The 21,832-nt window shown below is 73.5% G+C and carries 18 protein-coding genes; 8 read left to right on the top strand and 10 right to left on the bottom strand.

The genetic code is table 11. The annotated features are described in order from the left end of the window. Positions 1–23 precede the first annotated feature (23 nt). Positions 24–1,469: a WGR domain-containing protein gene (locus ACSHWO_RS25410; RefSeq protein ID WP_361087902.1), complete on the bottom strand. Its 1,446-nt coding sequence runs from the start codon at positions 1,467–1,469 to the stop codon at positions 24–26. A 93-nt stretch (positions 1,470–1,562) separates the two neighbouring features. On the opposite strand from ACSHWO_RS25410, the gene ACSHWO_RS25415 reads away from it, so the two are divergent. Then, positions 1,563–2,207, top strand: a complete 645-nt coding sequence (locus ACSHWO_RS25415) for a uridine kinase (RefSeq protein WP_438315229.1) — start codon at positions 1,563–1,565, stop codon at positions 2,205–2,207. 21 nt (positions 2,208–2,228) lie between these two features. On the opposite strand, the gene ACSHWO_RS25420 is transcribed toward ACSHWO_RS25415, so the two are convergent. Continuing rightward, positions 2,229–3,092 carry a carbohydrate kinase family protein gene (locus tag ACSHWO_RS25420; protein WP_438315232.1) on the bottom strand — a complete coding sequence of 288 codons (864 nt, stop codon included), beginning with the start codon at positions 3,090–3,092 and terminating at the stop codon, positions 2,229–2,231. Positions 3,093–3,313: 221 nt separating this feature from the next. Next, positions 3,314–4,264 (bottom strand): pseudouridine-5'-phosphate glycosidase, encoded by a 951-nt coding sequence (locus tag ACSHWO_RS25425; RefSeq protein WP_361087896.1) that lies wholly within the window; start codon positions 4,262–4,264, stop codon positions 3,314–3,316. Positions 4,265–4,418: 154 nt separating this feature from the next. Here ACSHWO_RS25425 and ACSHWO_RS25430 point away from each other — a divergent pair, with 154 nt between their 5' ends. Beyond that, positions 4,419–4,814 (top strand): cupin domain-containing protein, encoded by a 396-nt coding sequence (locus ACSHWO_RS25430; RefSeq protein ID WP_385806503.1) that lies wholly within the window; start codon positions 4,419–4,421, stop codon positions 4,812–4,814. Here ACSHWO_RS25430 and ACSHWO_RS25435 read toward each other — a convergent pair. The 3 genes from ACSHWO_RS25435 to ACSHWO_RS25445 form a co-directional block, all read right to left on the bottom strand. Next, entirely contained in the window at positions 4,804–6,054 is a 1,251-nt protein-coding gene (locus ACSHWO_RS25435; RefSeq protein WP_438319270.1) for an MFS transporter, read from the bottom strand. The genes ACSHWO_RS25430 and ACSHWO_RS25435 overlap by 11 nt on opposite strands. A gap of 276 nt (positions 6,055–6,330) precedes the next feature. Next, entirely contained in the window at positions 6,331–6,894 is a 564-nt protein-coding gene (locus ACSHWO_RS25440; RefSeq protein WP_385806507.1) for a methylated-DNA--[protein]-cysteine S-methyltransferase, read from the bottom strand. A gap of 81 nt (positions 6,895–6,975) precedes the next feature. Continuing rightward, positions 6,976–7,887 (bottom strand): glycerophosphodiester phosphodiesterase, encoded by a 912-nt coding sequence (locus ACSHWO_RS25445; RefSeq protein WP_361087888.1) that lies wholly within the window; start codon positions 7,885–7,887, stop codon positions 6,976–6,978. 259 nt (positions 7,888–8,146) lie between these two features. Here ACSHWO_RS25445 and uvrB point away from each other — a divergent pair, with 259 nt between their 5' ends. The 4 genes from uvrB (at position 8,147) to ACSHWO_RS25465 (ending at position 14,240) form a co-directional block, all read left to right on the top strand. After that, positions 8,147–10,306, top strand: a complete 2,160-nt coding sequence (gene uvrB / locus ACSHWO_RS25450; protein WP_361087885.1) for an excinuclease ABC subunit UvrB — start codon at positions 8,147–8,149, stop codon at positions 10,304–10,306. A 77-nt stretch (positions 10,307–10,383) separates the two neighbouring features. Further along, positions 10,384–10,962, top strand: a complete 579-nt coding sequence (locus ACSHWO_RS25455) for a TerD family protein (protein ID WP_361087882.1) — start codon at positions 10,384–10,386, stop codon at positions 10,960–10,962. 48 nt (positions 10,963–11,010) lie between these two features. Next, entirely contained in the window at positions 11,011–13,005 is a 1,995-nt protein-coding gene (locus ACSHWO_RS25460) for a TerD family protein (protein ID WP_438315239.1), read from the top strand. Between the two features lie 221 nt (positions 13,006–13,226). After that, positions 13,227–14,240, top strand: coding sequence for a TerC/Alx family metal homeostasis membrane protein (locus ACSHWO_RS25465; RefSeq protein WP_438315242.1), 1,014 nt, complete (start codon positions 13,227–13,229; stop codon positions 14,238–14,240). 35 nt (positions 14,241–14,275) lie between these two features. Here ACSHWO_RS25465 and ACSHWO_RS25470 read toward each other — a convergent pair whose 3' ends face one another. From ACSHWO_RS25470 to ACSHWO_RS25480, 3 genes are all read right to left on the bottom strand, one after another. Then, a complete protein-coding gene (locus ACSHWO_RS25470) occupies positions 14,276–15,625 on the bottom strand; it encodes an MFS transporter (protein ID WP_438315245.1) in 1,350 nt (449 codons plus the stop codon). Between the two features lie 93 nt (positions 15,626–15,718). Next, the gene (locus ACSHWO_RS25475) at positions 15,719–16,375 is read right to left on the bottom strand and encodes an MBL fold metallo-hydrolase (protein WP_361087868.1); all 657 of its coding nucleotides are present in this window, start codon (positions 16,373–16,375) and stop codon (positions 15,719–15,721) included. A 9-nt stretch (positions 16,376–16,384) separates the two neighbouring features. Next, complete coding sequence (locus tag ACSHWO_RS25480) at positions 16,385–17,074, bottom strand: maleylpyruvate isomerase family mycothiol-dependent enzyme (protein ID WP_438315248.1); 690 nt, start codon at positions 17,072–17,074, stop codon at positions 16,385–16,387. Positions 17,075–17,270: 196 nt separating this feature from the next. On the opposite strand from ACSHWO_RS25480, the gene uvrA reads away from it, so the two are divergent. Continuing rightward, positions 17,271–20,240 (top strand): excinuclease ABC subunit UvrA, encoded by a 2,970-nt coding sequence (gene uvrA / locus ACSHWO_RS25485; protein ID WP_438315251.1) that lies wholly within the window; start codon positions 17,271–17,273, stop codon positions 20,238–20,240. Positions 20,241–20,343: 103 nt separating this feature from the next. On the opposite strand, the gene ACSHWO_RS25490 is transcribed toward uvrA, so the two are convergent. Beyond that, complete coding sequence (locus tag ACSHWO_RS25490; protein WP_438315254.1) at positions 20,344–21,228, bottom strand: carbohydrate kinase family protein; 885 nt, start codon at positions 21,226–21,228, stop codon at positions 20,344–20,346. A 71-nt stretch (positions 21,229–21,299) separates the two neighbouring features. On the opposite strand from ACSHWO_RS25490, the gene ACSHWO_RS25495 reads away from it, so the two are divergent. Continuing rightward, entirely contained in the window at positions 21,300–21,731 is a 432-nt protein-coding gene (locus tag ACSHWO_RS25495; RefSeq protein ID WP_361087855.1) for a Rieske (2Fe-2S) protein, read from the top strand. The last annotated feature ends 101 nt before the right edge of the window (positions 21,732–21,832 follow it).

A 21,832-nucleotide genomic window follows, 5' to 3' on the forward strand; every position in this document is an offset into this window, starting at 1 on the left:
GTTCCGGCAGGGGCGGCTCCCGCTCACACCAGGCGGCGTATCTCCCCGCGCACCCGGTAGAAGCCGCCCGAGGCCGCATGCAGCCCGTCCACCACGTACCGGGCCCCCGGCTCCCGGATCCCGCGCGGAAACTGCACGTTCCACGAGGGCTCGAACCCGCCCGAGACCACCTGCACCCGCATCCGGTTGCCCTGCTGCACGCACTCCACCACCACACCGTCGGCCGGGGCCGCGGCCACCGACACGCTCGCCACCGCAGCGGCCGAAGCCGCCGGGGTGAACACCGGCAGGGCGGCGGCGGACTTCACGTCCCGGGCCGTCGGCACCGTGCCCCGCTGGGCCGCGCCGATCGCCGCCTCGCTCGCGTCCACGCAGACCAGCGAGCCGTCCGTGGTCACCAGGTACAGCCGCTCGTCCAGGTACTGCATGGACAGGGCCGAGCCGCTGCCCGTGCCGAGCTTCCACAGCCGGTTCCCGGCCGCGTCGAAGCAGTAGACGGAGGACGCGGAGTCACCGGCGAAGACATGGCGGCCGTCGGGGGAGGTCGCGCAGGAGTACACCGCCGCATCACAGCGGTACGAGGCCTCGATCGCGCCGGTGTCCTTCGCCAGCCGCTGCACGGTGTGGCGGCCCGTCCCGGCGAACACCGCGTGCTCCTCCTGCCAGCCGAACAGCACCCCGCCCGCGGTCCTGGTGTGCCACAACTCGCCGCTGCCGTCCGGGGCGTACGCCGTGACGCCGTTCGTGTGGCCGTGGTAGACGGCGTGCTCGTCCGCCCGCACCATCCAGGCGTGGGCCCCGGCGGACCGCCGCGACCATTGGAACTCGTCCTCGTGGTCGATGACCGTCAGACCGCCGTTCGCGTCGGAGACGTTGAGCACGCCCTCCCGGATGTCCAGCCAGAAGATGTCCACGTCCTCGGCGATGGCGTACGCCTTGAACGGGACCTTCGACGACAGGTCGTACACGGCGCCGTCGTCACAACCCGCATAGATCCAGAAGTCGTCCGCCACCAGGCACTTCACCCCGTCCGGCAGCGAGTAGCGGGCCAGCACCTCCCCGCCGTGGCTGAGCGTGTAGACGTCGCCCGCCTGGTTGCCGACCCAGCAGCGGTCCTCGTCCACGTGGATCCCGAACGCCGAGGCGCCCGTGCGGAACCGCCACAGCACCGGGGCGACCGCGCGTGCCGTCGACGGCGCGGACGCCACCTGCCGGCGGGTCACCGGCCGGGCCGCGCGCTGGCCCTGCACTGCCGGCGCGTACCCCTTGCGGACCTTCTCGCCGATCTTCTTGGCGGCGGCCGCCCGGGCCTTCTCGGCCGTCGGGAACGTCGAGTTCTGCAGCTGGCCCGCCGCGCCGATGCGCCCGTACCGCACCGAGACCGCGGTGCCGTCCACCGTCACCTCGTAGAACTTGTGCGCGCCGCCGCCCTCCTGGGACAGCTCCAGATACGTCGTCTCGCGAGCCATGACAGACCCCTCCCCAAGGCCGGGCCCGACGGCTCGATCCCGCCGGTGTTCCCTCGTGACGAAAAGTTAGGGGCCGGCACTGACAATGGGCCCGTGCACCTCGAAGCGATCACCTGGCAGCGGATGGCCGAGCGGCTCGCCGCCCATCTGGACGACCACGGAACCCGGGCGGCGGAGGCGGGTTGGCGGCGCGTCGGCATCGACGGCGCACCCGCCGCCGACACCGGGCTGCTCGCCGGGCTGCTCGCCGAGGCGCTGCGCGGCCGCGGCCGGACCGCCCTCGTGGTCCCGGCCGAGGGCTTCCTGCGGCCGGCCTCGCTGCGCTTCGAGTACGGCCGCGAGGACGTCGACTCCTACCTCGGCGGCTGGTACGACACCGCCGCCCTCTGGCGGGAGGTGTTCGGCCCCACCGACCCGGACGGCACCGGGCGGGTGCTGCCCGACCTGTGGGACCCGGTGACCGACCGGGCGACCCGCAGCCCGTACACCGAACTGCCGCCGGGCGCCGTCGTGATCGTGCACGGACCGCTCCTGCTGGGCCGCTGGTTCCCCTTCGACCTCAGCGTGCACGTCCGGCTCTCGCCGGGCGCGCTGGCCCGCCGTACCGAGGAGGCCGCCCGCTGGACCCTGCCCGCCTTCGCCCGCTACGAGGCCGAGACCGACCCCGCCTCGCTGGCCGACGCCGTGGTCCGGGCCGACGATCCGCGCCACCCCGCCTGGACGGGCCTGAGCCGCTGACGCGGTCCACCCTCCCGGCCGCTACGGGCGTCCGCCCAGTCGGGTGACCGCCCGGGCCGCCGACCGGCAGCCGGCCCGGGCCGCCTCCGCCGGGTCGGCGCCGGCGAGCCGGGCCGCCAGGAACCCGCCGGTGAACGCGTCCCCCGCGCCCGTGGAGTCCACCGCCCGCACCGGCTCCGCGGCCACTTCCGCGGTGACCCGGCCGCCCTGCGCCACCAGCGCCCCGGCCGCGCCCCGGGTCACCACCACCAGAGGCACCAGGCGGCTCAGCTCCGCCGCCGCCCGGGCCGCCCCGGCGGTCCGCGGCAGCCCGGCCAGCAGCAGGGCCTCGTCCTCGTTGGGCAGCAGGACGTCCACCCCCGCCACGGCGCCCAGGAAGCGCTGCGGCCCCAGCACGACCAGGAAGCCCGCCGAGGCCGGGTCCACGCTCACCGGTACCCCTCGGGCGCGGGCGGCCCGCAGCGCGACCAGGGCGAGCTCGCGGCTGCCGTCGGAGAAGTACAGGTAGCCGGAGAGGTGCAGGTGGGCGACCCCGTCCAGCAGGTCGGGCGTCCAGTCGGCGGGGGAGAGCCGCAGTGCGGCCCCGCTGTCGGTCAGGAAGGTCCGCTCCGTGTCGTTGCCGACCAGCGCCACCACCGTCCCCGTCGGCTCGTCCGGGTCGACCACCAGTCGCGGCCGCACCCCGCCGGCCAGCAGGGCCCGCTCGTGCCACTGGGCCGACTCCGCGCCCACCCGCGCGAGGAGGCGTACGTCGGCGACCCCGGAGCGGGCCGCCCAGCAGGCCGCGTTGGCCCCGGCGCCACCGGGCAGGGTCCGGATCCGAGCCGCCGTGTCGGTGGCCGGAACCAGCGGCTCCGGGTGCACCGCCACCACGTCGGTGACCACGTCCCCGACGACCAGCAGCGCGCCTCCGCCTCCGGATCCGCCTCCGGATCCGCCTCCGGTTCCCGATCCGGAACCCTCATCCGGCTCCGGGGCCCGCCCCGCATCCGGCCCCGCATCCGCTGCTGCGTCCGGCCCCGCGCCCGGCTCCGGTTCCGGCCCCGCGCCCGGCTCCGGTTCCGGCCCCGCGCCCGGCTCCGGTTCCGGCCCCGGGCCGGCCGCCGTCACGGGCGGGCCGCCCAGGCCCCGGCGATCCTGGCCCCGAGGGCCACGTTGCCCCGTACCGCCGCCAGATTGGCCTCCAGCGAGGCCCCGCCCGTCGCCCGCACCAGGAAGCCCAGCAGGAACGGGGTCACCTCCTGCCCCGTGATCCCCCGCCTCCGGCACTCGTCGAGGGCCTCCGCGAGCACCCGGTCGTGCAGGCCCGGATCCAGCTGCTCCGCCTTGTCCACCGGATGGGCCACCAGGAGCGCGGAATCCGGCCCGCCCAACCGGTCCTGAGCGGCCATCACCTCCGCCACCTCCTCCGGCCGGTGCACGGTCCAGTCCACCGGCTCGCCGGAACTGGCCAGGTAGAAGCCGGGGAAACGTTCCGTCCCGTACCCCAGCACGGTCACCCCCAGCGTCTCCAGCCTCTGCAGGGTGGCCGGCACGTCCAGGATCGACTTCACCCCGGCGCACACCACCGTGATCCGCGTCCGCGCCAGCAGCTGCAGGTCCGCCGACTCGTCCTGGGTCTGCGCCCACTCCCGGTGAACGCCGCCCAGCCCGCCCGTGGCGAAGACCCGCAGCCCGGCCCGCGCGGCCAGGAAGGCCGTCGCCGACACCGTCGTCGCGCCGGTCGCGCCCGCCGCGACGGCGGGGGCGAGGTCCCGGTGGCCGAGCTTGCGCACCCCCTCGCCGCCCGCGATCCGCTCCAGCTGCTCCTTGTCCAGTCCCACGTGGGGAACCCCGTCCACGACGGCGACGGTGGCCGGAACGGCCCCCTCGGCGCGGACGATCGCCTCCAGCTCGGCCGCCACCGCCAGGTTGCGCGGGCGCGGCAGGCCGTGCGTGATGATCGTGGACTCCAGGGCCACGACCGGCTGCCCCTGCTCCAGCGCCTCGCGGACTTCCTCGGACAGGACGGGAGTGCCGGGCGGGGGCGGGGGCGCGGATGCTGTGTGCTGTGACATGCCCCCATCCCTGGCACGCGATCAGCACCGCCAAACGCGGTGCCCGTGCAGTGGCCGGTTGTCGCCGTCCCCGACAGGATGCCTCGCCCGGCCCGGCAGCGCTGGACACAGTGGCCACTCCCCGGCCCGACGGGCCGCACTACGCTGGCGCCCCATGAGCACCAGCGACCACGACACCGCGGCCGCCGCCGCGTCGGCCCCCGCCTCCTTCGCCGTCTCCGTCCCGGACGTTCCGGACGCCGAACTGGAAGCCGAGGAGCTGGACCCGGGCCAGATCGTCTCCGGCGCCCCCGTCGTGACGGGCAAGGTGCTGTGGGAGTCCCCGGACGGCACGCAGGTGCGCGGCATCTGGCAGATCACCCCGGGCGTGGTCACGGACGTCGAGGCGAACGAGCTGTTCGTCGTCGTCAGCGGCCGCGCCACCATCGAGGTCGAGGGCGGCGCGACCCTGGAGGTCGGGCCCGGCTCCGCCGGTCTGCTCCGCGCGGGCGACCGGACCACCTGGACCGTTCACGAGACGCTGCGCAAGGCCTACCACATCAGCTTTTGACCGCAGGGTGGCGGCGCGCGGTGAACAGGGCGAGCACCGCCATCGGCAGCAGTAGCGAGGCCCCGATCGCGTTCAGCCAGCCGTAGCCCGCCTCCGCCATGACCAGGCCGGCCAGGGCGCCGCCGACGCCCGCGCAGGTGTTCATCGTCAGGTCGCTCAGGCCCTGTACGGCGGCCCGGGCACGGGTGGGCACCGAGTCCGTCAGCAGCGCCGAGCCGGACACCATGCCGGCCGACCAGCCGAGGCCCAGCAGGAACAGGCCGAGCGCGCTCTGCCCGTGGCGCGGGCCCGCGGTGCCGGCGAGCAGCGCGGCCAGCGACAGCAGGCCGGCCGCCAGGCCGATCACGGACAGCCGGCCGAGCCGGTCCGACAGCCAGCCCATGACCGGCGAGAAGGCGAACATGCCGGCGATGTGGCCGCTGATCACCAGGCCGACGAGCTGGATCCCGGCGCCGTGGTGGCCGAGGTCGACCGGGGTCATCACCATGATCGAGACCATCGTGGTGTGCGACACCGCGACGGTGGTCAACGCGAGCCGCGCCCGAGGGGAGGCCTTGACCGCCGCGAACCCGGCGCGCACCGAGTGGCCCCCGCGGACGTGCTCGTCGGCCCCGGCCAGCGCCCGGGCCGTCAGCAGCGGGTCGGGCCGCAGGAGCACGGCGAGCAGCGTGCCGGTGAGGACGAAGACGGCGCCGGCCCACAGGAAGGGGCCCGCCGTCTCGGGTATGGAGGTACCGGCGAAGGTGCGGCTGGCGGGGGCGGACAGGTTGGGGCCGAGCACCGCGCCGATGGTGGACGCCCAGACCACGACGGAGATGGCCCGGGCCCGGTGGTCCGGGGCAGCCAGGTCGGCGGCGGCGAAGCGGGCCTGGAGGTTGGCGGAGGAGGCGGCTCCGAACGCGGCCATGCCGAGCATCAGCAGCGGGAAGTTCCGGACGGCTGCGGCCAGCACCACCAGGGCCGCGCCCGTGGCCCCGATCGCGTACCCGAGGACCAGACCCAGCCGGCGGCCCCGCGCCGTCATCAGGGCGGCGAGGGGCAGCGAGACGAGCGCCGCGCCGACCACGGCGGCGGTGGAGGCGAGCCCGGACAGCGCCTCGGTGCCGCTGACCTCGGTGGCCAGGGCAGGGGTGAGGGCGATGCTGACGGGCACGCCGAGGCCGCCCAGGATCTGGGAGGTGATCAGTACGACGGAGGTGCGGCGGCGCAGCCGGGGCAGCTCGGCCGGGTCCACGGCCACGTCGGGCCGGCCGGTGCCGGTGCCGGTGCCGGTGCCCGATCCGGTGCCGGGCGCGGCGCTCACTGCGGACGCCCCGGACGGCGCGTCGGGAGGGCGGCGGGAGCGGCGGAGCCAGGTGCGGCGGGAGTAGTCACCGCAGCAGTTTCCCACCCCTTACCGGCTGGCGGAACTGGAAGGACACCGCTCGGAGCCCCCCGAACCGGCCCGAACCGGCCCGAACCCGGCCCGAACCCGACCGGCCGGTCCCGACCCGCCCTCCTGCCGGTCGCACGGCCGTCAGAACAGCGGCTGCGGGAGCACGCCCTCCAGCGCCAGCAGGATCCGCTTGGTCTCCACCCCGCCGCCGAAGCCGCCGATCCCCCCGTCGTTCTCCACGACCCGGTGGCAGGCCACCACCAGCGGCAGCGGATTGGACCCCATGGCATGGCCCACGGCCTGGGCCGCGCCCGGCTGCCCGACGCGGGCGGCCAGCTCCCCGTACCCGACGACCGACCCGTACGGCACCGAGCGGTCCAGTTCCTGGAGCACCGTCCGGTTGAAGCCGGAGCTCAGCCGCCAGTCGAGCGGTAGTTCGAAGCGGCGCAGCGAGCCGGCGAAGTACGCGGCGAGCTGGCGCACCGGCTCGGCGAGCAGCACCTCCTCGCCCGGCGCCGGCCGCCGCGCGTCGGCGCCGAGCCGGGACGCCAGGGCGCCGGCCATCCGCTCGACCCGGTCCGGACCGGCATGGAACTCGACCTTGACCAGGCCCTCCGGGGTCGCGGCCAGCAGCAGCGGACCGATGTCGCTCGCGACGACGGTCCATTCCAGGTGCGGCCCGCGCGGCCGCTCGGTGGTGTCCACCCCTCCACCGTACGGGCGGCCACCGACAGCCCCGACGCACCCACCGGTCCGGACCGCCCGGCCCGGACCGCCCGGCCCGGATCAGTGGGCGAAGCCGCCGATCACCGCCTGCCGCACCACGTCCGGGGCGTTGGTGATGATCCCGTCCACCTTCATACCCCGGACCTTCCGGGCGGTCACCGCGTCGTCCACGATCCAGGTGTCCACCTCCATCGTCCTGCCGTGCGGCCCCGCCAGCCCGTGCACCGCCGCCACCCACTCCGCCGAGATGGTGGTGTGCCAGGGGTTGATGCGGTCGGTGAACGCGGCGTACTTCGGCAGGTCGGCGACCTTCGGCGTGCCCAGGAACGCCGTCAGCAGGTCCGGGCGCAGCTCGTGCACGATGTGCACGGTGTCGGTGCTGAAGCTCTGCACGACCAGACGGCGCTGCACGTGGTCCGCGTCCAGCCAGCCCGTCTCCTCCAGAAGCTCCAGGGTCTGCGCCTCGATCCCGGGGTAGAGCTCCGGCTTCTTGATCTCCAGCAGCAGCCGCTGCCGGTTGCGCTCCACCCGGGCCAGGTACTCCCGCAGCGTCGGCACCCGGGCGCCGGCGTACGCCGGCGCGAACCAGCTTCCCGCGTCGAGCTGCGCGATCTCCGCCGCCGTGAAGTCCCGCACCCGCCAGGGCGCCCGGTCCGGGAACACCTCCTCCACGTTCGTGGTGCGCGCCAGGGTGTCGTCGTGGATCACGACCAGCTCTCCGTCCCCGGTGCGCTGGACGTCGTTCTCGACCCAGTCGAAGCCCAGCCGCATCGCCGTGTCCACCGAGGCCAGCGTGTTCTCCGGGGCGTACGCCGAAGCCCCCCGGTGGGCGTACACGACGGGGCCCGGCACCCCCGGCCGGCCGGCGGGGGACCGCGGGTCGGCGGCGGCGGACGTGGCCGTCCCGCTCAGCGCGCTGAGAGCGAAGCCCAGGAAGGCGGCGGCGGCCGCTGCGGAGGGTCGGACGTGCATGTGCGTTCTCCTCGGGTCGTGAACCCTGCTCCGGTGTCAAGCGGGCGCAGAACGGCAGCCGTTGCCGCGGCGCGGCGACTTCGGTGTCCGTTGGAGCGATCATGGGGTTGAAGATCACCGGCCGCCACCGAACTACGACAAACGGACCAGAAAGGGGGAGGCGTTCCGGGCGCGCCCCGCCGCGCCGGGGCCCGCGCCCGTCCGCGTCCGCGGGCCGCGCGCGTGCGTGGGTGTCAGTGGCGGGTCGTACGGTGGAGTCATGCGGCCCGTATCGAAGATCGAACGCACGGTGGCGCCTTTCGAGGTCGTCAGCTCCTACCAGCCCAGCGGTGACCAGCCGACGGCCATCGCCGAGCTGGAAAAGCGCATCCGCGCAGGTGAGAAGGATGTCGTCCTGCTGGGCGCGACCGGCACCGGCAAGTCGGCGACGACCGCCTGGATGATCGAGAAGCTCCAGCGGCCCACCCTGGTGATGGCGCCGAACAAGACGCTCGCCGCCCAGCTGGCGAACGAGTTCCGAGAGCTCCTCCCGAACAATGCGGTCGAGTACTTCGTCTCGTACTACGACTACTATCAGCCCGAGGCGTACGTTCCGCAGTCGGACACGTACATCGAGAAGGACTCCTCGATCAACGAGGAGGTGGAGCGGCTGCGCCACTCCGCGACGAACTCGCTGCTCACCCGGCGGGACGTCGTCGTGGTCGCCTCCGTCTCCTGCATCTACGGCCTCGGTACGCCGCAGGAGTACGTCGACCGTATGGTCCCCCTCAAGGTCGGCGAGGAGATCGACCGGGACCAGCTGCTGCGCCGCTTCGTGGACATCCAGTACACCCGCAACGACATGGCCTTCACCCGCGGCACCTTCCGGGTGCGCGGCGACACCGTCGAGATCTTCCCGGTCTACGAGGAACTGGCCGTCCGCATCGAGATGTTCGGCGACGAGATCGAGGCCCTGTCCACGCTGCACCCGCTGACCGGCGAGGTGATCAGCGAGGACCGCGAGCTGTACGTCTTCCCGGCCAGCCACTACGTCGCGGGCCCCGAGCGCATGCAGAACGCGATCCGCGGCATCGAGACGGAGCTCGCCCAGCGCCTGGGGGAGCTGGAGAAGCAGGGCAAGCTGCTGGAGGCCCAGCGGCTGCGCATGCGCACCACGTACGACCTGGAGATGATGCAGCAGATCGGCTCCTGCTCCGGCATCGAGAACTACTCGCTGCACATGGACGGCCGCGAGCCCGGCTCCCCGCCGCACACCCTCCTCGACTACTTCCCGGACGACTTCCTCCTGGTCATCGACGAGTCGCACGTCACGGTGCCGCAGATCGGCGCGATGTACGAGGGCGACGCCTCGCGCAAGCGGACCCTCGTCGACCACGGCTTCCGGCTGCCGTCCGCGCTCGACAACCGGCCCCTGAAGTGGGAGGAGTTCCTGGAGCGGGTCGGCCAGACGGTCTACCTGTCGGCGACCCCCGGCCCGTACGAGCTCTCCCGCGGCGACGGCTTCGTCGAGCAGATCATCCGCCCCACCGGCCTCGTCGACCCCGAGGTCGTCGTCAAGCCCACCGAGGGGCAGATCGACGACCTGGTGCACGAGATCCGCCAGCGCGTGGAGCGGGACGAGCGCGTCCTGGTCACCACCCTCACCAAGAAGATGGCCGAGGACCTCACGGACTACTTCCTGGAACTCGGCATCGCGGTGCGCTACCTGCACAGCGACGTGGACACGCTGCGCCGCGTCGAGCTGCTGCGCGAGCTGCGCGCCGGCGAGTACGACGTGCTGGTCGGCATCAACCTGCTGCGCGAGGGCCTCGACCTGCCCGAGGTGTCCCTGGTGGCGATCCTCGACGCCGACAAGGAGGGCTTCCTGCGCTCGGGCACCTCGCTGATCCAGACCATCGGCCGTGCCGCGCGCAACGTCTCCGGCCAGGTCCACATGTACGCGGACAAGATGACCCCGGCGATGGAGAAGGCCATCGAGGAGACCAACCGGCGCCGGGAGAAGCAGATCGCCTACAACAAGGCGAACGGGATCGACCCGCAGCCGCTGCGCAAGAAGATCAACGACATCGTCGCCACCATCGCCCGCGAGGAGCTGGACACCGAGCAGCTGCTCGGCAGCGGATACCGCCAGGCGAAGGACGGCAAGGGCGCCAAGGCCCCGGTGCCCGCCCTCTCGGGGGCCGCGAAGGCGGCGACCGGCAAGGCGGCCAAGGGCGGCAAGGCGGCCAAGGGCGGCCGGGCCGCCGTGGCTCCGACGGACCGCCCGGCCGAGGAACTGGCCTCGCTCATCGAGCAGATGACCGAGCGGATGCGGGCCGCCGCGGCCGAGCTCCAGTTCGAGGTCGCGGCGCGGATCCGGGACGAGGTCGGCGAGCTGAAGAAGGAGCTGCGGCAGATGAAGGAGGCGGGCCTCGCCTGACCCCCGCCGAGGTCAGTAGGGTTGGCGCAGCCGCAGGTACACGCTGCCTGGGGGTGGCTATGGAAAGGGGACAGCGCGTGACGGTCAACTTGACCAAGGGTCAGGCCATCAGTCTGACGAAGGGTGACGGCGGCTCGCTGACGTCGGTCCGCATGGGGCTCGGCTGGCAGGCGGCCAAGCGCCGCGGCCTGTTCGGCTCGCGGACCCGGGAGATCGACCTGGACGCCTCGGCGGTGCTGTTCGCCGAGAAGCAGCCGGTGGACGTGGTGTTCTTCCGGCACCTGCAGAGCGACGACGGCTCGGTCCGGCACACCGGCGACAACCTGATCGGCGGTGCCGGCCAGGGCGGGGACGACGAGTCGATCCTCGTCGACCTCCAGCGCGTCCCGGTCCACATCGACACGATCGTCTTCACGGTGAACTCGTTCACCGGGCAGACGTTCCAGGAGGTGCAGAACGCGTTCTGCCGCCTCGTCGACGAGACCAACGGCCAGGAGCTGGCCCGCTACACGCTCGACGGCGGCGGCGAGTACACGGCGCAGATCATGGCCAAGGTGTCGCGCTCCGGCGGCGGCTGGCAGATGACGGCACTGGGCGCCGCGGCCAACGGCCGCACGTTCCAGGACCTGATGCCGGCGATCGTGCCGCACCTGTAGGCAGACACGGCGGAAACGGAAGACGAGGCCACGGGGGAGGGCTGCACGATGACGGCCGAACTGGTCCGGGGGCAGAACCACCCCCTGTCCCAGAGCCGGGTGGAGATCAGGGTCACGGCGGGCGCACCGGTGCTCGCCCTGGCCGCCGTCTGCGACGGCGAGGGCCGGCTCACCGGTCCCGGCGCGCTGGCCCACCCCGGCTCCCCGGCCCTGCCCGGGCTGCAGGTGCCGGGCGCTGCCGCGGCCGAGCACCGCTTCGCGGTCGACCTCGGCGCCGTCGGGCCCGCCGTGGACCAGGTCAAGCTGGTGCTCGCGCTGCCGCCCGGCGGCCCGACCCGGTTCGGGGCGGTCCCGGCCCCGTACGCGGCCGTGACAGGCCCGGCGGGCGACCCGCTCGCCGGGTACGCGCTGACCGGCCTGGACCCGGAGACCGCCGTCGTCGCCCTTGAGCTGTACCGCCGCCAGGGCGCCTGGAAGGTCCGCGCCGTCGGCCAGGGGTACGCCGGCGGGCTCGCCGCACTGCTCGCCGACGCCGGGCTGAACGCCCCGGCGGCCGCGGAGCTGGCCTCCGCGGTGGCGGGGGCGGCCGCGGCGGACGGCCGCACGCGCGCACCCGTACCGGCCACTGCGGCGCCCACCCCGCCGCAGGGCCTCGCGGTCCCCGGGCCGACGGGGCCTACAGGGACCACGGGCCCCACGGGGGCGACCGGGCGGCAGGATCCCGAGCCTGCCACCGTCCCGGTCCCGGGCGTCCCGTACCCGGGCGCGCCGGGCCCCGCCGCTCCGTCGGCCGGCCCGGCGGACACCTCGGGCGGGCCCCCGACCGTCGACTACGTGCACCCGCGCCGCCGCCGCACCAGCGAACCCCCCGAGCCCGCACCCGCGGCCGCCGCGCCCGGCCGGCCCGGCGAGCCGCCCGCCCCCGTCGCGGGCGACGCCTCCGGCTGGTCCATGGACGAGCGGCTCTACAACCAGGTCTGGGGCATGTTCGAGGACCTGGCCCGGACGGTCGCGGCGTACCGCAGCGCCTGCGACTTCGCCGACTCCCGGCTCGACCGCGAGCTCGACCAGGCCCTGTCCGACCCCCGTGACCGTACGACCGGCGCCCCCGCCCAGGCGGCGGCCCGGGCCCGCCGCGAGGAGCTCGTCGCCCAGGCCAAGGCCGCCCTCGACCGGGACCTCGCCCAGCTCGCCGCCGAGTCCGGCGTGGTCGAACCGGCCCTGCCGGCCGCGTACGCCCGCTGGTCCGACCCCGTCTGGCAGGGGCACGCACTGCCGGAAGAAGCCCCGATGGCCCTGCGCCTCGGGGACCTGCACCTGCCGGAGCGGCCGGACCTGCGGATCCCCATGCTCGTACGGGTCCCGCTGGAGCGCGGCCTGTGGATCGACAACGGCCGCACGGGCTCAGAGGCCGCGATGGCCACCGACACCGACCGGCTCCGCAAGGCCGCCATGGACATGGCCGTCGCGCACGCGGCGCGGCTGCTCGCCGTCCATCCCGCCGGCCGGTTCTCCGTCCACGTCATCGACGCGGCGGGGGCCGCAGCCGCCTCCTTGGGCCCGCTGGTGCACTCCGGCGTGCTGGCCGCGCCGCCCGCGGCCGGGGCGGCCGGGGTCTCCGAGACCCTGGCCCGGCTGACCCGCCGGGTGGACCTCGTACAGATGGCGCTGCGGGCCGGCGCGCCCGAGGAGCTGCCGCCCGACGTGGACACGGCCGAGCAGCTGCTGATCGTGCACGACTTCCCGCACGGCTTCGACGACCGGGCCGTCACGCAGCTGCGCTACCTGGCCGACGAGGGCCCGGCGGTCGGTGTGCACCTGCTGCTGGTGGCCGACCGGGACGAGGCCTCGGCGTACGGGCCCCTGCTGGACCCGCTGTGGCGTTCGCTGATGCGGCTGACCCCGGTGCCCGACGACCACCTCGCGGACCCGTGGGTCGGCCACCACTGGACCTTCGAACCCGACCTGCCGCCGCCCGGCAGCCTGGTCCTGGAGGAGGCGCTGCAGCGGGTCGCCACGGCCCGCCGCCATGCCCGCCCGTGACCAGCCCTTGGTCTTCCCTTTACCTTTCCGGTCCTCCGCGGGTACTCTGGTGCCCGCGGAGGGGAGTATTCCTGCTTTCCTGCTACGGCGTGCCCGTCAGTACGGACCGATGAGTCCCGGGGCGCCGGCCCACGGCCCCCAGGGGGCCGCCCGGGTGGAAGAGACCTCCGGCAGCGATGTCGCTGACCTGTGTGCCAAGCCATCTGCCGGAGGCCTGAACCGTGGATCTTTCGTTGAACGTATGGGTGCTGACCGTTCTCGGTCTCGGCATCCTCATCGGCGCCGATTTCTTCATCGGCCGCAAACCGCACGACGTGTCGATCAGGGAAGCCGGCACCTGGACCGTCGTCTGGATCGTCCTCGCCGGTCTGTTCGGCCTCGGCCTGCTGTACTTCGGCAACGCGCAGGCCTCCCAGGAGTTCTTCGCCGGCTTCATCACCGAGAAGTCCCTGAGCGTCGACAACCTCTTCGTCTTCGTCCTGATCATGGCGAAGTTCTCGGTGCCCTCGCACCTCCAGCAGCGCGTGCTGCTCGTCGGCGTGCTGATCGCCCTGGTCCTGCGCGCGGTCTTCATCGCCGCCGGCGCCGCGATCATCGCCAACTTCTCCTGGGTCTTCTACCTCTTCGGCGCCTTCCTGGTCTACACCGCCTGGAAGCTCATCCAGGAGGCCCGGGCCGGTGAGGAGGAGGACGAGTTCGAGGAGAACCGCCTCCTGAAGTCCATCGAGAAGAAGTTCGGCGTCGCCGACCGCTACCACGGCACCAAGCTGTTCATCACGAACCACGGCAAGCGCATCCTGACCCCGCTGATGGTGGTCATGCTCGCCATCGGCACCACCGACGTGCTGTTCGCCCTGGACTCGATCCCCGCGATCTTCGGCCTCACCCAGGACCCGTACATCGTCTTCACGGCCAACGCCTTCGCCCTGATGGGGCTGCGCCAGCTGTACTTCCTCATCGGCGGCCTGCTCAAGAAGCTGGTCCACCTCAGCTACGGCCTGTCCGTCATCCTCGGCTTCATCGGCGTCAAGCTGGTCCTCCACGCGCTGCACGAGTCCGGGCTCCACGTCCCGCAGATCTCCATCCCGGTCTCCCTGGGCGTCATCTGCGGTGTCCTCGTCATCACCACCCTCACCAGCCTGATGGCCTCGAAGAAGCAGGCGGCCGCCGAGGCGACCGCCGTCCCGGCCGCCCGCCGCGACGGCGAGCAGGCCCCGGAGGACATCGAGGCCTGACGCCCGCACGGCAGGTACGGCGCCCCGGTCCGGGGCTACACGGGGGCGGCCGCTTCGGCCGCCCCCGTCTCCGTGTGCGCAGCCCGCCGCACCCGCTCCGGATTGGTCTCCGGCAGCAGCGCGAAGCAGGCCAGGCTGACCAGCGCGATCCCGCCCAGGTACGCCGCCACGCCCCACGGCGGACCGGAGCCGTCCGCCAGTGCCGTCGCCACGATCGGGGTCAGCGCCCCGCCCAGCACCCCGCCCAGGTTGTAGCCGACGGCCGCGCCCGTGCAGCGGATCCGCGGGGCGTACAGCTCCGGCAGGTACGCGCCGATCACCGCCAGGACCGTCCCGATGCACAGCAGCGCGCCGACCGCGCCCACCGCCATCGGCACCGCGTCCGCCGTCCCGAGCAGCGCCACGAACGGGAACATCCACAGCGCGCACGCCGCACAGCCGGCGAGGCACAGCGGGCGCCGGCCCCAGCGGTCGCCGAGGACCGCCGCCACCGGCGTCCACATCGCCATGATCCCGACCCCGGTCATGACGCAGACCAGCATCGTGGTGCGGTCCGCCCCGAGGTGCTCGGTGCCGTAGGCGAGGGACCAGGTGGTGACCCCGTAGAAGACCGCGTACGCCGCGGCCAGTGATCCGCCGGTCAGCAGGATCAGCCGCCAGTGCCCGCGCAGCACCTCCGCCAGCGGGGCCTCGGCACGCTGCCCGGACTCGGCGAGGGCGCGGAACTGCGGGGTCTCCTCGACCGAGCGGCGCAGCCACAGCCCGGCCAGGGCCAGGAGCCCCGCCGCCCAGAACGGCAGCCGCCAGCCCCAGGCCGCGAACTGGGCGTCGGACAGCGTCGCGGACAGCGCCAGCGTGATGCCGTTGGCCAGCAGGAAGCCCACCGACGGGCCCACCTGCGGGAAGCTCGACCACAGCCCGCGCCGCCCCTCGGGGGCGTGCTCCGCGGTCACCAGCACCGCACCGCCCCACTCGCCGCCGAGGCCGAGGCCCTGGAGGAAGCGGAGCACCAGCAGCAGTACCGGGGCGGCCAGCCCGATGGAGGCGTACGTGGGCACGCAGCCGACCGCCACCGTCGCCAGCCCGGTCAGCAGCAGCGAGGCGAGCAGCACCGGACGCCGGCCGTACCGGTCGCCGACGTGCCCGAAGAGCGCCGAGCCCAGCGGGCGGGCGAGGAAGCCGACCCCGAACGTGCCGAAGGCGGCCAGGGTTCCGGCGAGCGGGGAGAACGAGGGGAAGAAGAGCGGGCCGAGGACCAGGGCCGCGGCCGTGCCGTAGACGAAGAAGTCGTAGAACTCGACGGCGGTGCCGGCCAGTGCGGCCGACGCGAGGCGCAGCATCGAGGGGGACCGGGGAACCGGGGGCGGGGAGGGATCCTGTTGCATGGTGCAGCAGTTACCCCTCCCCGCACCCCCGGGACGGGCGTTCGGTCATCTTCGACCGGAACGAGTGCACGGGCCCGCAGGGGTGACCGAGACCTACCAGCCGCGCTCGCGCCACTCGGCCAGATGCGGCCGCTCGGCCCCGAGCGTGGTGTCGTTGCCGTGGCCCGGGTACACCCAGGTCTCGTCCGGGAGTTCGCCGAACAGCTTCTGCTCGACGTCGTCGAGGAGGCGGGTGAAGGCCTCCGGGTCGTCGTGGGTGTTGCCGACGCCGCCGGGGAAGAGGCAGTCCCCGGTGAACACGTGCGCGTGCCCGTGCGGGTCGTCGTAGACCAGGGCGATCGAGCCGGGGGTGTGGCCGACCAGGTGCCGGGCGGTCAGTCCGACCCGGCCGACCTTGATCACGTCCCCGTCCGCGACGGGCACGTCGGTGGGGACCGGGATGCCCTCCGCGTCGAGGGCGCCGGCGTACGTGCGCGCGCCGGTCGCCTCGACCACCTCCGCCAGGGCCTGCCAGTGGTCGCCGTGCTGGTGGGTGGTGACCACGGACGCGATGCCGTCGTCGCCGATCAGGTTCAGCAGCGTCTGGGGTTCGGCGGCCGCGTCGATCAGCAGCTGCTCGCCGGTGGCCCGGCACCGCAGCAGATAGGCGTTGTTGTCCATGGGGCCCACCGCGACCTTGGAGATCATCAGGTCCGCAAGTTCGTGTACGTCGGCGGGACCGCCGACCTTGACCGCTCCGGTGTACGTCATGTGCTGATCCTAGAGCGGGGGGAGGGTCGGGAGGGGCCCGCCCGAGGTGGTCAGCGAGGCGCCCTTGTCGCCGCGGCCGGCCAGCCAGGCCAGCAGCCCGGCGGCCGGGCCGGAGACGGTGACGGCGGGCTCACCGGCCGGGCCCGTGCGCCAGGTGCGGCCGTCGGCGGCGACCAGCAGGGTGGGCGGCACCTCGGGGTGCGCGGACCAGCGGTCCGCGAGGAAGTCGATCTCGCGGCCGGTGAACTCCTCCGGGAGGTCCTCCAGCCCGTAGCCGACGTTCAGGTCGACGTGGTGCAGCTCGATCTCGACGAGGCGGCGGAACGGCACGTTGGACGCCAGGTCGGTGACGCCGTTCCGCAGCTCGACGGTGCGGGACCAGTCCTGGGCGCCCTCGGTCTGGGCCATGAAGCGGTCGTGGCTGGCGCGCAGGTCGGCGAGCTGCTCCGGGAGCGGGCGACCGGAGCCCCGCTCGATGTCCGCGTCCCGGGCGTCGGCGCTGTCGTACATGGGCCGGCCCGCGAAGACGTTGACGAGGGCGTCGGCGTTGCGCGAGAGGTGGGTGAGCACGTGGCCGCGGCTCCAGCCCGGGAGGTGTGACTCCTGGGCCAGGGCGGCGTTGTCCAGTTTCGCGACCGCGGTCAGCAGCCGCTCCGTGGCTTCACGTACAACTTGCAGGTCGTGCTCATGATCGGTCATGGGGCCGAGCCTAGTGGCGCGGGCCGCTGGCCACACGAACGGGTGAAGCAGTCGGCGGAGTGCCGTAAATCGAATGCGCGTGCTATACGCTCGGAAGTCCAGCTCGACTCCCATCCCGACCCCACTGCAGAGGCGCCCCCCATACCCTGGGACGGGGGCCCGTGCCCCCGCTCTCTCAAGAAAGGTGCGGACCGGCGTGACCGACCGACTCATCGTTCGTGGCGCTCGCGAGCACAACCTCAAGAACGTCTCGCTCGACCTGCCCCGCGACTCGCTCATCGTCTTCACCGGTCTGTCCGGGTCCGGCAAGTCCTCCCTGGCCTTCGACACGATCTTCGCCGAGGGGCAGCGACGCTACGTCGAGTCGCTCTCGTCGTACGCCCGCCAGTTCCTGGGCCAGATGGACAAGCCCGACGTGGACTTCATCGAGGGCCTCTCCCCGGCGGTCTCGATCGACCAGAAGTCGACCTCGCGCAACCCGCGCTCGACGGTCGGCACCATCACCGAGGTCTACGACTACCTCCGCCTGCTCTTCGCGCGCATCGGCAAGCCCCACTGCCCCGAGTGCCGCCGCCCGATCTCCCGGCAGTCGCCGCAGGCGATCGTCGACAAGGTGCTCGCCCTGCCCGAGGGCAGCCGCTTCCAGGTGCTCTCGCCGCTGGTGCGCGAGCGCAAGGGCGAGTTCGTCGACCTCTTCGCGGACCTGCAGACCAAGGGCTACAGCCGGGCCCGGGTGGACGGGGAGACCATCCAGCTCTCCGAGCCGCCGACCCTGAAGAAGCAGGAGAAGCACACCATCGAGGTGGTCGTCGACCGCCTCACCGTCAAGGACAGTGCCAAGCGCCGGCTCACCGACTCCGTCGAGACCGCCCTCGGCCTCTCCGGCGGCATGGTGATCCTGGACTTCGTCGACCTCCCCGAGGACGACCCCGAGCGCGAGCGGATGTACTCCGAGCACCTGTACTGCCCGTACGACGACCTGTCCTTCGAGGAGCTGGAGCCGCGCTCCTTCTCCTTCAACTCGCCCTTCGGCGCCTGCCCCGAGTGCACCGGCATCGGTACGCGCATGGAGGTCGACCCGGAGCTGATCGTCCCCGACGAGGAGAAGTCCCTCGACGAGGGCGCCGTCTCGCCGTGGTCGCTCGGCCACACCAAGGACTACTTCCAGCGGCTCATCGGCGCGCTCGCCGGCGAGCTGGGCTTCCGTACGGACATCCCCTGGGCCGGGCTGCCGCTGCGGGCCAGGAAGGCCCTGCTGTACGGGCACAAGACGCAGATCGAGGTCCGCTACCGCAACCGCTACGGCCGCGAGCGCGCCTACACCACGGCCTTCGAGGGCGCCGTGCCGTTCGTCCGGCGCCGGCACGCGGAGTCCGAGAGCGACGCCAGCCGCGAGCGCTTCGAGGGCTACATGCGCGAGGTGCCCTGCCCCACCTGTGAGGGCACCCGCCTCAAGCCGATCGTGCTGGCGGTGACGGTGATGGAGAAGTCCATCGCCGAGGTCGCCGCGATGTCGATCAGCGAGTGCGCGGACTTCCTGGGCCGGCTCCGGCTCGACGCCCGCGACAAGAAGATCGCCGAGCGGGTCCTCAAGGAGGTCAACGAGCGGCTCCGCTTCCTCGTCGACGTGGGCCTGGACTACCTGTCGCTGAACCGCGCCGCCGGCACCCTGTCGGGCGGCGAGGCCCAGCGCATCCGGCTGGCCACGCAGATCGGATCCGGCCTGGTCGGCGTGCTCTACGTGCTGGACGAGCCGTCCATCGGCCTGCACCAGCGCGACAACCACCGGCTGATCGAGACCCTCGTCCGGCTCCGCGACATGGGCAACACCCTGATCGTCGTCGAGCACGACGAGGACACCATCAAGACCGCCGACTGGGTCGTCGACATCGGCCCCGGCGCCGGCGAGCACGGCGGCAAGGTCGTCCACAGCGGCTCGCTCAAGGAGCTCCTGGACAACAGTGCCTCGATGACCGGGCAGTACCTGTCCGGCAAGAGGTCCATCGCCGTGCCGGACGTGCGCCGGCCCGTCAACGGCAACCGGAAGCTCACGGTCCACGGGGCCAAGGAGAACAACCTGCGGGACATCGACGTCTCCTTCCCGCTGGGCGTGCTCACGGCCGTCACCGGCGTGTCCGGCTCGGGCAAGTCGACGCTGGTCAACGACATCCTGTACACGCACCTCGCGCGCGAGCTGAACGGCGCCCGCTCGGTGCCGGGCCGCCACACCCGCGTCGACGGCGACGACCTCGTCGACAAGGTGGTGCACGTCGACCAGTCGCCGATCGGCCGCACCCCGCGCTCCAACCCGGCGACGTACACAGGCGTCTTCGACAACATCCGCAAGCTGTTCGCGGAGACGATGGAGGCGAAGGTGCGCGGCTACCTGCCGGGCCGCTTCTCCTTCAACGTCAAGGGCGGCCGGTGCGAGAACTGCTCCGGCGACGGCACGATCAAGATCGAGATGAACTTCCTGCCGGACGTGTACGTCCCCTGCGAGGTCTGCCACGGCGACCGGTACAACCGGGAGACGCTGGAGGTCCACTACAAGGGCAAGTCCATCGCCGAGGTCCTCAACATGCCGATCGAGGAGGCGCTGGAGTTCTTCGAGGCGGTCCCCACGATCGCCCGGCACCTGAAGACGCTCACCGAGGTCGGCCTCGGGTACGTCCGGCTCGGCCAGTCCGCCCCGACCCTGTCGGGCGGCGAGGCGCAGCGCGTCAAGCTGGCGTCGGAGCTCCAGAAGCGGTCGACGGGCCGGACCGTGTACGTCCTGGACGAGCCCACGACCGGCCTGCACTTCGAGGACATCTCGAAGCTGATCAAGGTGCTGTCGGGGCTGGTGGACAAGGGCAACTCGGTGATCGTCATCGAGCACAACCTGGACGTCATCAAGACCGCGGACTGGGTCATCGACATGGGCCCCGAGGGCGGCTACGGCGGCGGCCTCGTCGTCGCCGAGGGCACCCCCGAGCAGGTGGCGTCCGTGGGTGCGAGCCACACGGGCAAGTTCCTGCGCGACATCCTCGGGGCGGAGCGGATCTCCGACGCGGCCCCGGTCGCCGCCCCGGCGAAGAAGACGGCCACCCGGAAGACGGCCGCCAAGACCGCGGCGGCCAAGAAGACCGTGGCGAAGAAGACCGCGGCCCGCTCCCGCAAGGCGTAGCCGCGCCCGCTGCGGCGCGGCGCAGTGCAGGCCCCGCCCCTGCCCGAGGACGTCCCCCGGGCAGGGGCGGTCGGCTGCCTGCGCCGTCCCGCCCCGGCCGGGGTCAGCCGAGCTCGGCCGCGTACGGCGGCTCGGCTCCCGTTCGGGTGCAGGTCAGCGCCGCCGCGCGGGCGGCGAAGGCCAGGACCTCGGGCCAGTCCACCCCGCCTGCCGGGCCGCCGCCCGGCGCCGCCAGGCGGTGCAACAGCGCCGCGCTGACCGTGTCGCCCGCACCGATCGTGTCCGCCACGGCCACCGCCGGCGAAGGCACCGAGTACCGCTCGCCCTCGCGCGTCCACACGCTCATCCCCTGCGCCCCGCGGGTCAGCACCACCGCCGACGGCCCAGCCGCCAGCCAGTCCGCGACCCGCCCGCCGAGCCAGTCGGCGTCGGCCTCCGACAGCTTGAGCACCGACACCGACGGCAGCCAGCCCAGGAACCGGGCCCGGTACGCCGCCGGATCCGCCACCAGCGCCGGCCGCACGTTCGGGTCCAGCAAGGTCAGCAGCCCGCGCCCGGCCTCCCGGCGCAGCAGGGCCTCGTACGCGCTCGCCCCCGGCTCCAGCACGAGCGAGCAGGTGCCGAGCGCCAGGGCCTGGGCCTCCCGCGGCAGTGCCCCGGGCAGCCGGAACAGCCGGTCCGCGGTGCCCTCCACGTAGAAGCCGTACGCCGCCGAGCCGTCCGGGCCCAGCGACGGCACGGCCAGCGTGGTCGGCTCCGGGCCGCGCTGCACCAGCGAGCAGTCCACGCCCGCCGCCCGCAGGCCCGCCAGCAAACCCTCGCCGAACCCGTCGCGGGACACCCGGGAGCAGAAGGCGACCTCCGCGCCGAGCCGGCCCAGCGCCACGGCGGTGTTGTACGGGCCCCCGCCGGGCCGCGGCAGCAGCGCACCCGGCGGCAGCGCCACGGGCACGAGGTCGATCAGGGCTTCTCCACCGACGACGATCACGCGGGGGAAGGTATCCCATCCGCCGCCGGTATCGTCAGACGGGCCTAAGACCCTCACGCCAGGAGAACCGCATGCCCGCGCCGCAGCCCGCAGCCCGCCGAACCGTGCTCAAGGGCGCCGCCGCGATCGTCGGGGCCGCCGGGGCCGGTGCGGCGCTCACCGCCTGCTCCACCGAGTCCCACAGCGGCGCCGGCTCCCCGGCCGTCCCCACCGCCCCCGTGGAGCTGGGCGCCGCGGCCGACGTGCCGGTCGGCGGCGCGAAGCTGTACCGGGAGAACAAGCTCGTCGTCAGCTGCCCGGCGGAGGGGCAGTACAAGGCGTTCAGCGCGCAGTGCACGCACGCCGGCTGCGTGCTGGACAAGATCGTCGAGGGTCAGGGCAACTGCCCCTGCCACGGCAGCCGCTTCGACGTGGCCACCGGCAAGGTGCTGCGCGGGCCGGCCACCGACCCGCTGCCCGCCGTTCCCGTCCGGGCCGAGGGCGGCAAGCTGATCGCGGGCTGAGGCGGCGGTGGGCCGGGCGCGCGGTTCCCCGCGCCCCTGACGGGGCTTCGCGCCCTTGACCCGGCTCCGTGCGGCCCGCGCCCGGCCCCGAGTCCGGGGGA

This window comes from Streptomyces pallidus (ex Mingjun et al. 2026), assembly GCF_051550185.1.
GTDB lineage: Bacteria > Actinomycetota > Actinomycetes > Streptomycetales > Streptomycetaceae > Streptomyces.